Raw genomic sequence first — 12,373 nt, 5'->3', positions numbered from 1 at the left:
AAGGCGACCATCCGGTCGCCTTTTTATTTTTTATCGCTTTCCAATCAGTAATATCACCGAGCCGGTCGCTTGGCACCATTCCCTTTGGCCGCAGGCTTGCCGCCTTGAGTGGCGGGTTTGGCGCCCGGCTTGGCTGAACCCGCGCGGGTCGGGGCCTTGCCCTTGTGAGCGGGTTTACCGGCCGGTTTACCTTGACCTGTGCCTTGCGCGGCAGGTTTGCCGTTGCCGAGCCCTTTGCTGAGCTGGGAGCCTACTGGCTTGCCATTGCCCGCCTTACCACCAGCAGCCTTGCTGTCAGCCCCATTACCACGCTGATGCACGATATTGCTGTGGCGGGTCAACGCGGGCTTCAGCCCCTTGCTGCGGCTGCGCTCGGCCTTGGCTTCGCCACGGCCTTCCGGCGGCACCAGGCAGTCGGGGCCGTTGCCGATCAGGTGGCCCTTGCCCATCTCCAGCAGGGCTTCGCGGATCATCGGCCAGCCGGCCGGATCGTGGTAGCGCAGCAGCGCCTTGTGCAGACGACGGCGACGCTCCCCTTTCACCACGAACACGTCCCCGCCCTGACGGCTCACCTTGCCCAGCGGGTTTTTCTCGGTGTAATACATGGTGGTGGCGTTGGCGAGCGGCGACGGGTAGAAGTTCTGCACCTGATCGAGCTTGAAGCGGTTTGCTTTGATCCAGAGCGCCATGTTCACCATGTCTTCATCCGTGGTGCCCGGGTGGGCGGAGATGAAGTAGGGGATCAGGTACTGCTGCTTGCCCGCCTCTTTGGAATATTTGTCGAACAGCTCCTTGAAGCTGTAGTAGCTGCCCATGCCCGGCTTCATCATCTTGGAGAGCGGGCCCTCTTCGGTGTGTTCCGGCGCGATCTTGAGGTAGCCGCCGACGTGGTACTTGGCCAGCTCCTTGATGTAGCGCGGATCTTCCACCGCGATGTCGTAACGCACCCCGGAGGCGATCAGGATCTTCTTGATGCCCTTGAGGTCGCGCGCCTTGCGATAGAGGTTGATGGTCGGGCTGTGGTCGGTGTCCATGTGCGGGCAGATGGTGGGCCAGACGCAGGAGGCGCGCCGACAGGTCTGCTCGGCCTTGGGGCTCTTGCAGCGCAACTTGTACATGTTGGCGGTGGGGCCGCCCAGATCCGAGATGACGCCGGTGAAGCCCGGCACCTTGTCGCGGATCTCTTCGATCTCTTTGAGGATCGACTCTTCCGAGCGGCTCTGGATGATGCGCCCCTCGTGCTCGGTGATGGAGCAGAAGGAGCAGCCGCCGAAGCAGCCACGCATGATGTTGACCGAGGTCTTGATCATGTCGTAGGCCGGGATCTTCTCGTTGCCATAGGCCGGGTGCGGCACCCGCTGATAAGGCAGGCCGAACACCCCGTCCATCTCGTCGGTTTCGAGCGGGAAGGCGGGCGGGTTAACCCAGATGATGCGATCGCCGTGGGCCTGGGAGAGCGCGCGGGCGCAGCCCGGGTTGGTCTCGTGGTGCAGGATGCGCGACGCATGGGCGTAAAGCACCTTGTCCTCCTTCACCCGCTCGAACGCCGGCAGCTTGACGTAGGTTTTTTCCCATGGCTTCTGCTTGGGCGGCTGCACCAATACCGGCTTGGCTTCTTGCTCCACCGGCGCAGTGCCTTCGTCATCCGAGCAGGGCGCCCCTTCCATATAGGGGTTCATGATGGGGTCGATGCGGCCGATCTGATCCAGCTTGCTCGAATCCACCCCGCGCCAGCCCGGCAGCGGCTCCTTGCGGATCACGGCGGTGCCGCGAATGTCCTGCATGGTCTCCATGGTCTCGCCGTTGGCGATGCGGTGCGCCACCTCGATCAGCGGCCGCTCGGCGTTGCCATAGATAAGGATGTCGGCCTTGGCGTCCAGCAGTATGGAGCGGCGGATGGTCTCGGACCAGTAGTCGTAGTGGGCGATGCGGCGCAAGGAAGCCTCGATGCCGCCGATGACCACCGGCACCTCTTTATAGGCCTCCTTGCAGCGCTGGGTATAGACCAAAGTGGCTCTGTCCGGCCGCTTGCCGCCCACATCCCCCGGGGTGTAGGCATCATCGTGGCGCAGCTTCTTGTCGGCTGTGTAGCGGTTGATCATGGAGTCCATATTGCCCGCGGTCACCCCGTAGAAGAGGTTGGGCTTGCCCAGGCGCATGAAGTCATCCTTCGATGACCAGTCCGGCTGGGCGATGATGCCGACCCGAAAACCCTGGGATTCGAGCATGCGGCCAATGACCGCCATGCCGAAGCTCGGGTGATCCACGTAGGCATCCCCTGTCACCAGCACTATGTCGCAGCTGTCCCAGCCGAGCTTGTCCATCTCCGCGCGGGACATGGGCAAGAAGGGCGCCGTGCCGTAGCACTCGGCCCAGTAACGGGGATAGGAGAAGAGGTTGGTAACCGGCTGCATTTTGACCACCTGGAACAATTCGGGTCGCGCATTATACCGGTCGCGCCCGCTGGGAGCGATGGCTTTTTGTCCCTGCTAACAGAAAGGGATAGTCGCTTCAACCATGGTGTACCAAGGCTTGCAAGGCGGGGACGCGCCGGCGCCAGAATCTGTGGCGATGGCGCAGCAGCAACTGGTAACCGCCAAGCAGCACCCAGAACAGGGCGGGCAGCAAGAACAGGGGATGGGTCACCTCTCGCACCATCAGCAGGCCGAGCAGCACCATGACGAAGGGGCGGCTCTCATAGAGCCACAGGGGCCAGCCGCGCTCGCGCCTGCCCTTGTCATGACATTGCTGATGGCTGAACTGATACCAGGCCAGGCCTCCGATGAAATAGGCAGCCAGACCGGCCAGCAACAGACTTGGCTGCTGGCCGGCCCCCATGAGCAAGAGTCCGCAGCCCAGGCAGAAAAAGGGCAGCGTCTCGTGACGTGACATAGCCAAGATGAGCACCTCTGGTAGACGATAGATCCAATATAGTCAATGGATGGCGCCGCGTCATGGCGCTGGCCCTGGGCCTGACCATATGGTGCCCCCCGTCATGCTTGGGGCCGGCTGCCTATCGCCTCATCCACCTGCTGGCTGCGCTGTCCCGTCATGCCGGCCCCCTTGGCCAAGAGGTGATAACAGGCGGGGATCAGCAGCAGGGTCACCAGGGTCGCGAGGGATAATCCGAAGAAGACCACTGTCCCCACCGTCATCCGGCTCTCGTAACCCGCCCCCATGGAGAGCATCAGGGGCACGGCGCCAATCACGGCGGTCAGCGACGTCATCAGGATGGGGCGCAGGCGGCGCACCGCCCCCGAGATGATGGCCTCCTCGAACCCCTGGCCCCGCTGGCGCAGCTGGTTGATGAACTCAACGATGAGGATGCCGTTCTTGGTCACCATGCCGATCAGCATGATCATGCCGATCTGGCTGTAGATGCTCATCTCCTGCCCCGTCAGCCAGAGGCCGAGCAGGCCACCGAAGATGCCGAGCGGCACCGTCATCATCACCACGGCCGGGGTGATCAGGCTCTCGAACTGGGCCACCAGCACCAGGTAGACCACCAGCAGGGCCAGGCCGAATACCAGGGCCATCTCCCCCTGGTTGTCGCGATAATCCTTGGAGTCGCCGGCGTAATCCACCGTCATGCCGGCCGGCAGGTTGTCGTTGGCCCAGCCGTCGAGAAAATCGAGGGCCTCCCCCAGGGTGCGATCGGGGGCGAGATCCGCGGTCAGGGTCACCGCCTTCTGGCGCTGATAATGATTGAGCCGGTTGGGGCTTGCCACCTGCTTGAAGCTGGCCAGGGTGGAGAGACTCACCATGTCGCCACTGGCGGCCTTGAGGTAGATGCGGCTCAGATCCGAGACGCCGTTGAGCTTGGTCTGATCGGCCCGCAGATAGACGTCATACTCCTCCCCCCTGTCGACATAGGTGGTCTTGCTGGTGCCGCCGAGCAGGGTTTGCAGGCTGTTGGCCACGGTGGAGACCGGGATGCCGAGCTCGCTGGCCCGCTCCCGCGCTATGGTCACCAGCAGCTCCGGGGTCTTCTCGGCATAATCGAGATCCGCGTTGAGCATCAGGCCGCTCTGCTGGGCCAGCTGCTGGAGCCGGCCGCCCACCTCATTGAGCTCCCCGTAGTCGCCCCCCTGCAACACGAACTGCACCGGGGCGGTGGAGCCGCGTCGAAAACCGGGCTGGAAGGGGCGGATCATCACATCCGGAATACCGGACAGACGGGCGGTCAGGGTCTTGGTGAAGACGGTGGCGCTCTGGTCACGCTCGGCCCAGTCGGTGAGCTGGATGATGGCCATGCCGGTCTGATCGCCCCCCTTGCCGAAGGCGGGGGTGCTGAAGCTCATGGCCTGCACCACGCCCTGGCCGAGCAGCGGCATGATGGCGGCCTCCACCTGCTGCATGTTGCGCTTCATCCGCTCTATGCTGGTGCCCTCGGCCCCCTTGACGAACACATAGACCACGCCTCTGTCCTCGGTCGGCGTCAGGTTGGCGGGCAACAGCCTGAGCAGCGCCAGGCTGCCGCCCAGGCAGAGCAGCAGCACCAGCAGCGCCCAGCCGGAGCGGGGCAGCAGCCAGCCAAGCAGGCGACGGTAGTGACCCTCTACCCGGCCGAGGGCGCGATCCAGGGCCGCGGTCAGCGGATTGGTGCTCTCCTTGGCCCGCATCAGCCAGGAGCCCATGGCCGGGGTCAGGGTCAGCGCCACCAGGGAGGAGCAGATCACCGCGAGGGACAGGAGGATGGCAAATTCGGTGAAGAGCCTGCCCACCATGCCGTCCATGAAGGCGATGGGCACGAATACCATCACCAGCACCGCCGTGGTGGCGATGACGGCAAAGCCCACCTCGCGGGTGCCGTGCCAGGCCGCCAGCAGTGGCAGCTCGCCCCGTTGCAGGTGATGGTGGATGTTCTCCACCACCACGATGGCGTCATCCACCACCAGGCCGATGGCGAGAATGAGGGCGAGCAAGGTGATGAGGTTGATGGAAAAGCCGAGATACCAGGCGCCGATGAAGGCCGAGATCAGCGATACCGGCACCGTGATGGCGGGAATAAGGGTGGTGCGCCCCTGACCGAGGAAGAGATAGAGCACGGCCACCACCAGCAGGGCGCTGATGGCCAGGGTGTTGTAGACCTCCTCGATGGACTGCTTGATGAAGATGGTGGAATCGTAGTCGACCTCCAGGGTCGCCCCTTCCGGCAGGAAACGCTGCATCTGGGTCATCTTCTGGGAGATGCCCTCGGCCACCGCCAATGGGTTGGCGGTGGATTGGGGAATGACGCCTATCCCCAGGCTCTCGCGGCCGTTGCGCTGATAGGCGCTGTCTTCGTTCCTGGCCCCCACGTCCACGTCGGCGATGTCCGCCAGATAGATGGGCTGACCGTTGCTGGCGGTGGTCACCTGGAGGCGGCGAAAATCGGCGGCCGTGTGATAGAGGCGCGCTATCTGTACCGCCACCGTCATGCTGTCGTTGCGGATCTCTCCCCCCGGCAGCTCTATGTTCTCCCGGGTCAGCGCCGCCTCCACGTCGCTGATGGTGATGCCGCGGGCGGCCATGTCCACCGGGCGCAGCCTGACATACATGACCCGCTCCAGATCGCCGGAGAGCATCACCTCGCTCACCCCGTCCACCAGGCTCAAGGGGTCCACCAATACCCGGTTGGCGTAATCCGTCATGGCGGTTCTGTCCATCTGGCTGCTGCTGAAGTTGAGCCAGATGGCGACGTCGCCGTTGCCGCTGTCCTTGGTGATGAGGGGCTCGTCCACCCCGTCCGGCAGCTTGATGCGGGCGCGGGAGATGGCATCGCGCACGTCCGACACCCCCTCCACCATGTTCCAGCCGAGCTTGAACTCCACCGTGATCATGGAGCGCCCCTTGCGGGTCACCGAGTTGATGTTCTTGATGCCGCTGATGCCGGAGAGCTGATCCTCGATGGGTTTGGTGACCTGGCTCTCCATCACCTCGGGCGCCGCCCCCTCATAGGTGGTGCTGACGGTGACGGAAGGGGTCTGCACGTCCGGCATCTCCCGCACCGTCAACTTGGCGAAGGCCACCAGGCCAAACACGGTGAGCAGGGCGCTGATCACCACGGCCACCAGGGGCCGGCGTACCGATATATCAGAGAGCCACATCAGCCGTTCACCTTCGCCAGATCCTTGACCAGCAAGCCATCCCTGAGATTGACCAGCCCCTCCACCACGATGCGATCCCCCGCCTTGAGCCCCTCGGTGACCCAGACCTGCTCGCCCTGGGTCTCGCCGAGCACCACGGGCAGCCGCTTGACCCGGCCATCGGCCTCGAGGCGATAAACGAAGCGCTGCTCACCCAGGTACTCCACCGACTGGCTCGGGATCAGGGTCATCTGCCGGGCGGGCAGCGCCAGCTCGACGCTGAGCAGCATGCCGGGGCGCAGCTGGCCAGCAGGATTGGGGAAGATGACGCGGGCCTTGATGTTCTGGCTGCTGTCGGAGACCCGGCTGTCCACCGTCTCCAGGCTGCCCTGGAACTGCTGATCCGGCCAGGCGGCGCTGATCGCCGTCACCGCCATGCCCGGACGCAGCAGGGAGAGGTAACGCTCGGGCACCGCCAGATCCAGACGCAGCCTATCCAGCTCGTCCAGATGCAACAGGCTGTCGCCCGTGCCCACCAGGGCTCCTTCACTGAGGTCGATCAGGCTCACAGTGCCATCGAAGGGGGCACGCAATTCGCGCAGCCCCAGCTCGTAACGGGCCGCGGCCAGCCGCGCCTGGGCCATGGCGGTCGTCGCCTCCTGTCCCTCCAGCTCGGAGCTGGTCACGGCGCCCCGCGCCACCAGGCGCTTCATGTCCCGCAGCTTGCGCTCCTCGTCGCGCACGCTGGCGCTCTGCTCCGCCAGTTCCGCCTGCTGTTTGCCTGCGTCCAGCTGGATCAAGACTTGACCCGCCGTGACCTGCTGACCCGAATGCACCAGAATGCGGGCGATGCGGCCCGTCACCTCTGGGCTCACCACCACGGCGCGATTGGCCGCCAGCTTGCCCACCAGCTTGAGGGTGGGGTTGCTCAGGGTCTCGCTGACGGTCTGGGTACGGATGTTGACGGTGTGGGCGGCCCCCTTGACCTCGGGCGCCCCGGATCGGTAATACCAGGCACCGAGCACCAGGAGGAGAAGCACCGTCAGTGGCAACCAGCTACGCATTTTCATTGATGGATCCAGTAAACGAAGGTATGAATTTCACAATAGAGGGCCATTTTAGCCCCACTTCTTGCCGCAGCTATGTATAAGTGTGACAAAAGGTAACAGGCTCGGCGCCAGCATTGACCCGCAAGCAGGCGGACTTCGCACGTTTTCGCCCCCTGACACGGCAAAACCATCATCGACAAGGAGACAACTGTGACACGAAGACCCAGATTGGGGCTCGCCCTCGGCAGTGGCGCCGCCAGAGGCTGGTCACATATAGGCATCATACGTGGGCTGGAGCGACTCGGGGTCAAACCCGACCTGGTCGCCGGCTGCTCCATCGGCAGCTTCGTGGGCGCCGCCTATGCGGCGGGGGCCCTCGATGCCCTGGAGGAGTGGGTGCGCGGCTTCACCCGGCTGCAGGTGGTCGGCATGCTGGACCCCGCCCTCTCCGGTGGCCTGTTTCGAGGAGAGAAGGTGTTTGGCATCGCCGGCGGCCACCTGGGGGATCCCAATATCGAAGATCTGCCCATGCCGTTCTCCTGCGTCGCCACCGAGCTCGATACCGGCCGCGAGATCTGGCTCAAGAAGGGCCCCCTGCGCCAATGCGTGCGCGCTTCCTGTGGCATGCCGGGTCTGCTGACCCCGACCCTGCTCAATGAGCAGTGGTTGGTCGATGGCGCCGTGGTCAATCCGGTGCCCATCTCCCTGGCCCGCGCCATGGGGGCCGAGGTGGTGATCGCCGTCAACCTCAACACGGACCTGCACCAACCCTGGGGCCAGGAGCAGGAGGAGGTCTTGCCGGCCCAGGGCAAGCTGTTCGGTCAGTGGTTCAATCGCAGCGAGGGCCCGACCCCGCCCGGCATGTGGAACGTGATGAGCAGCACCCTCAACATCATGCAGGAGCGGATCACCCGGGCCCGCATGGCGGGGGACCCCCCCGAGATCCAGCTCTGCCCTCGCCTGGGCGGCCTCTCCATCATGGACTTCCACCGGGCGGCCGACGCCATCGAGGAGGGGGAAGCCTGTGTCGAGCGCAACGCCCATCAGCTCAAGGATGAGCTGACCCGGCTCGGCCTGCTCTCCCCCTGAGGGCAGAACCGCGCAGGCGAAATGCGGACAAAAAAATGCCGCCCCTGTGTGTGGGGGCGGCATTTCTCACTGGAACGCTCTCTAGGCTCAGCCTTTGGTGAGATCGTCCGGGCCTATCTGACCAATCTCGGCGACCTTCTTGTCGGCGAGCAGCCAGAGGGTGAACTTGTGCAGTTCCGGGTGATGAGCCAGGGCAACCAGGAAGGCGCCACCGACTTCACGGTAACCGAGTTCATAGTTTTTCAGGGTTGTGGGGGGAACACCCAGCAGATCGGCAAACTTGGGACGGCTCAGGCCGACGGCTTCACGGATCTGGCGGATCTTCTTGCCAACAGTGTCGATGTTTGAATTCATAATGGTTCCATACTCCGTATGGCGGATTGACTCCGCCTTATTTTTCGCGACGACTCGTAGTCAAGTGTATCAGTTTTGGACGGACTCGTTATGGTCGAGTCTCTATCTTATATACGCCTTTTGGCGACAACCCTTAAAAACCTCGGGGATGGTAATCGCTCAGTCGCTCGAGGTAAACAGTCTCGAAGAGAAACCTTTATGGAGGCCCAGTGAATCCTCCGTATAATCCCACCACTACCCATAAAGAGTGATAAACATGGCTTTTCCCGGCATCATCTCCCGCCTCCATCCGAGTGCAACCCCCCAGGATCTGGCCCTGCAACTGCAACAAGGCCAGCACTATCGGGCAGAAGCCCTGCTGCTACCGGCCGCCATGGCGGCGCACGCCGCCGAGATATTGGCGGCCCTGCCAGAGCGCATCAGCCTCTATCTCCCCCAGCCAGACTCAAGGCTTCCCCTGCGCGCCCATGACGGCGTCATGGCAGGCGAAGGGCCCTTGACGCTGCAAGATGGGCGCACCATGCCCCTGGCCAGCGAGCCTGGGCAAGGGATGCTGGTCCCCGAAGCCGGCCTGCGCGAGATGGCGCTCTGGCTGGAAGCCGGTCATCGCCACTTCATCTGTCCCGCCGCCGTGCAACCGGTCACCCGCGCCATTCTCAACATCTGGCCCCTCGACCCCTACCTGGCGAAACATTTTCTGCTCAGCTTTATTCCCCTGCTCGATACTGCCACCGAACAGGATCTGCTCGCCGTATTGGCAGCCCGCCTGGAGCCCTCCGCCCCTTGTTCTGACTGGGTTGGGGCCTATATGAAGCTCGAAAAACGGCTACATAGGACCTACTTAGACCACTAAGTAACAATCCTGAACCACTCCTGAAGCAAACGACACAAATTGGCTCACCCCTGTTTTGTGAGCTTGATCATGATTTGAAATGGGAATACAGTGCGCATCGTCATCGGATTGACACCCTTTTCTGGTGGGGCGTTATGTGTGTAAACACACCCCCCATGGTTCATGGATGAGAGAGATCCTGAAACACGGGATCCCTGTCAGACTCCTTGCCATCGTTGGCAGAGCCTGCAGCTTACATAAATCAAAAAGTGCGAAGCACGTGACAACGTGTAACTCAACGAGGATATATTTATGATGAAAATGGCCCCTTCCCTGATTGCCATCGCCATGGCAACCCTGGGTGCTACTGCTGCCCAAGCCGCTGACAACGATCTGTACCTGGGTGTTGGTGCCGGTGCTGCTCACATCAACGGTCTGAACAAGATCGATGGCGTGAAAGACGGTGAAGAAGACGCTGCCGCTGCCAACGCCTTCGTCGGTTACAACTTCACCGAAAACTTCGGCGCCGAGCTGGGCTACCAGTACGCCGGCCGTGGTAACACCAACGGTTCCCGTTTCGAAAACCAGGGCGCAACCCTGTCTGGTATCGGTCGTCTGCCGGTTGCCAAGGACCTGTCCGTATTCGCTGAAGGCGGCGCTTACTGGGCTCACACCGACGGTCTGGAAACCAGCGACACTCGCGTTTCCCCGCTGGCCGGCCTGGGTCTGACCTACAAGCTGAACGACGCCCTGGATCTGCAGGCTCGCTATCGCTACATGTGGAATGTCTCCGACATCTCCACCTCCGCCTACAACACCTCTGGCGACAACTACAAAGACAACCAGAGCATCGGTACCGTGGAAGTGGTTTACCACCCGTTCCGCACCTCCTATGTTGAGCCGGTTGCCGCCCCTGTCGTGGAAGAGCCCGCTCCTGCTCCGGTCGTGGTTGAGAAGAACTTCACCATGAGCTCCGACGTGCTGTTTGCCTTCGGCAAATCCACCCTGAAGCCGGAAGGTGTTGAAGCCCTGAACGGTCTGTACCAGCAGATCATCGACGCTCAGCCGAAAGATGGCAGCGCCGTGGTTGTCGGTTACTCCGACCGTATCGGTTCCGACGCTTACAACCAGAAGCTGTCCGAAGCCCGTGCTCGTACCGTTGCTGACTTCCTGGTCGGTAAAGGCATGGCCGCTGGTAAAGTGTCCATCGAAGGTCAGGGCGAAGCCAACCCGGTCACCGGCAACCAGTGTGACGGCATCAAGGCCAAGGCTCAGCTGATCGCCTGCCTGGCCCCGGATCGCCGTGTAGAAGTTCGCGTTTCCGGCGTACAGGAAGTTCAACAGTAATCTCCACGAGATACTGATCAAAGGGGACGCATCGCGTCCCCTTTTGCTTTATATGGCAGACTTGCGACACCTACTGTCGGATGCCTTATCTCAGATCCTCGCCAAAGTCCATCCTATCTCCCCCCAGAGTGCTGCATATTCGTTCGGTAACTTGATCAATGTGAGCCAAAAGAATACAGTTATTCCGCTTCTAAGGTATTGGATGAATTATTAAAAGTGTCTCTACCGGTTAGTTGTCCACGGATGCCTTTGGTACCGTGAGTAGCCAGGAGTCCTTCATATTCGTTCATGCCATCCGTGCTACAACACGGAGATATGCCATTCGGGCTTTGCCCGGATGAGATGCATATGACTAAGAGTGCGCGCCAATGGCACGGCAAACTCAACGAGGATATAACGATGAAAATGAAAGTGGCACCGACCCTGATTGCCCTGGCCCTGGCGGCCGCGGGCAGCACCGCAGCCCAGGCTGCTGACAACGACTGGTACACCGGCATCGCCGCCGGTTGGGCCTACACCCATGATCTGGAAGATTTCGGCAAGAACGCCGATGTGGACAAGGACGCAACCGCGCTGAGTCTGTTCGGTGGTTACAACTTCACCGAAAACTTCGGGGCCGAACTCGGCTATCTGTATGCCGGCAAGGCGGGCATCGATGGCGTCGACTTCACCAGCAAGGGCGCAACCCTGTCTGGTATCGGCCGTCTGCCCCTGAGTGATATCTTCTCCGTCTTTGCCGAAGGTGGTGCCTATGTGTTCCACGCCAACGGCAATGGCCACAGCGACAACGGCATCGCCCCCCTGGCCGGCCTGGGTCTGACCGCCAAGCTGTCCGATCTCGTCGACGTGCAGGCCCGCTACCGCTACATGTGGGACGTGGGTGACGAGAACAAGACCGGCAGCGACAACATGATCTGGGAAACCGACATGAGCGTGGCCACCCTTGAGCTGGTGCTGCACCCGAACCGCACCTCCTATGTCGCACCGGTCGCCGCCCCCGTGGTCGCCGAGCCCGAGCCCGTCATCGTCGACAAGAGCTTCTCCCTGAGTTCCGACGTGCTGTTTGCCTTTGGCAAATCCAGCCTCAAACCGGAAGGGATGGACGCCCTGAACGGCCTGTATCAGCAGATCGTCGAGATCCAGCCCAAAGATGGCAGCGCCGTGGTCGTCGGTTACACCGACCGCATCGGTTCCGACGCCTACAACCAGAAGCTGTCTGAAGCGCGCGCCCGCACCGTGGCCGACTTCCTGGTCGGCAAGGGCCTGCCCGCCGGCAAGGTCGCCATCCAGGGTCAAGGGGAAGCGAACCCGGTCACCGGCAGCCAGTGTGACGGCATCAAGGCCAAGGCTGAGCTGATCGCCTGCCTGGCACCGGATCGCCGCGTCGAAGTGCGCGTCACCGGTGTACAGGAAGTCCAGCAGCAATAATGTTGCGTGCCTGAATCTGGTTCATCAGAAGAGGAGGCCCAGATGCCTAATGCCAGTCAGTTAAGGCTGACTGGCATTGTTTTTATTGGCTTTTTTCACACTGTACTTCTGTGGCCTTGGCTTCACGCAGCGAGGGTAACTTCGCTCTCTTCGTGCCGGCAGCACAAACTGCCCCGCCTGCTTCTCCAGCTCCGCCACCCGCCCCG

Annotated in this window: 9 protein-coding genes and 1 pseudogene; 4 read left to right on the top strand and 6 right to left on the bottom strand. The window is 62.3% G+C overall.

Going from position 1 to position 12,373, the window contains the following annotated elements:
• Positions 1-53: 53 nt before the first annotated feature.
• The 4 genes from ACW5W4_RS17585 to ACW5W4_RS17570 form a co-directional block, all read right to left on the bottom strand.
• Positions 54-2,414: a YgiQ family radical SAM protein gene (locus ACW5W4_RS17585; RefSeq protein WP_456690253.1), complete on the bottom strand. Its 2,361-nt coding sequence runs from the start codon at positions 2,412-2,414 to the stop codon at positions 54-56.
• Between the two features lie 97 nt (positions 2,415-2,511).
• Positions 2,512-2,892, bottom strand: a complete 381-nt coding sequence (locus ACW5W4_RS17580; RefSeq protein WP_456690262.1) for a hypothetical protein — start codon at positions 2,890-2,892, stop codon at positions 2,512-2,514.
• Between the two features lie 101 nt (positions 2,893-2,993).
• The gene (locus tag ACW5W4_RS17575; protein WP_456690252.1) at positions 2,994-6,089 is read right to left on the bottom strand and encodes an efflux RND transporter permease subunit; all 3,096 of its coding nucleotides are present in this window, start codon (positions 6,087-6,089) and stop codon (positions 2,994-2,996) included.
• Positions 6,089-7,138, bottom strand: coding sequence for an efflux RND transporter periplasmic adaptor subunit (locus ACW5W4_RS17570; protein ID WP_456690251.1), 1,050 nt, complete (start codon positions 7,136-7,138; stop codon positions 6,089-6,091). The genes ACW5W4_RS17575 and ACW5W4_RS17570 overlap by 1 nt, the downstream gene beginning before the upstream one ends.
• Positions 7,139-7,327: 189 nt before the next feature.
• Between ACW5W4_RS17570 and rssA the strand changes: the two genes are divergently transcribed.
• Positions 7,328-8,206 carry a patatin-like phospholipase RssA gene (rssA, locus tag ACW5W4_RS17565; protein WP_427263309.1) on the top strand — a complete coding sequence of 293 codons (879 nt, stop codon included), beginning with the start codon at positions 7,328-7,330 and terminating at the stop codon, positions 8,204-8,206.
• An 87-nt stretch (positions 8,207-8,293) separates the two neighbouring features.
• On the opposite strand, the gene ACW5W4_RS17560 is transcribed toward rssA, so the two are convergent.
• Entirely contained in the window at positions 8,294-8,560 is a 267-nt protein-coding gene (locus ACW5W4_RS17560) for a helix-turn-helix domain-containing protein (protein WP_041993657.1), read from the bottom strand.
• Positions 8,561-8,816: 256 nt separating this feature from the next.
• Between ACW5W4_RS17560 and ACW5W4_RS17555 the strand changes: the two genes are divergently transcribed.
• The 3 genes from ACW5W4_RS17555 (at position 8,817) to ompA (ACW5W4_RS17545) (ending at position 12,167) form a co-directional block, all read left to right on the top strand.
• A complete protein-coding gene (locus ACW5W4_RS17555) occupies positions 8,817-9,413 on the top strand; it encodes a hypothetical protein (protein ID WP_456690250.1) in 597 nt (198 codons plus the stop codon).
• A 291-nt stretch (positions 9,414-9,704) separates the two neighbouring features.
• Positions 9,705-10,739 (top strand): porin OmpA, encoded by a 1,035-nt coding sequence (ompA, locus tag ACW5W4_RS17550; RefSeq protein WP_456690249.1) that lies wholly within the window; start codon positions 9,705-9,707, stop codon positions 10,737-10,739.
• Positions 10,740-11,138: 399 nt separating this feature from the next.
• On the top strand, positions 11,139-12,167 hold the full coding sequence (gene ompA, locus ACW5W4_RS17545) for a porin OmpA (RefSeq protein WP_456690248.1): 1,029 nt from the start codon (positions 11,139-11,141) through the stop codon (positions 12,165-12,167).
• Positions 12,168-12,227: 60 nt separating this feature from the next.
• Here ompA (ACW5W4_RS17545) and ACW5W4_RS17540 read toward each other — a convergent pair.
• Positions 12,228-12,373: pseudogene (locus ACW5W4_RS17540) on the bottom strand (IS4 family transposase); the annotation flags it as partial.

The sequence above is a fragment of the Aeromonas crassostreae genome (assembly GCF_054052445.1).
Note: the sequence above shows the minus strand (reverse complement) of the source record. Positions and strands in the feature narration are given on the sequence as shown.

Excerpts from the sequence above, each read along its gene's own strand:
- ACW5W4_RS17585 (WP_456690253.1), bottom strand. The coding sequence starts at position 2,414 with ATGCAGCCGGTTACCAACCTCTTCTCCTATCCCCGTTACTGGGCCGAG.
- ACW5W4_RS17580 (WP_456690262.1), bottom strand. The coding sequence starts at position 2,892 with ATGTCACGTCACGAGACGCTGCCCTTTTTCTGCCTGGGCTGCGGACTC.
- ACW5W4_RS17575 (WP_456690252.1), bottom strand. The coding sequence starts at position 6,089 with ATGTGGCTCTCTGATATATCGGTACGCCGGCCCCTGGTGGCCGTGGTG.
- ACW5W4_RS17570 (WP_456690251.1), bottom strand. The coding sequence starts at position 7,138 with ATGAAAATGCGTAGCTGGTTGCCACTGACGGTGCTTCTCCTCCTGGTG.
- ACW5W4_RS17560 (WP_041993657.1), bottom strand. The coding sequence starts at position 8,560 with ATGAATTCAAACATCGACACTGTTGGCAAGAAGATCCGCCAGATCCGT.
- ACW5W4_RS17555 (WP_456690250.1), top strand. The coding sequence starts at position 8,817 with ATGGCTTTTCCCGGCATCATCTCCCGCCTCCATCCGAGTGCAACCCCC.
- ompA (WP_456690249.1), top strand. The coding sequence starts at position 9,705 with ATGATGAAAATGGCCCCTTCCCTGATTGCCATCGCCATGGCAACCCTG.
- ompA (WP_456690248.1), top strand. The coding sequence starts at position 11,139 with ATGAAAATGAAAGTGGCACCGACCCTGATTGCCCTGGCCCTGGCGGCC.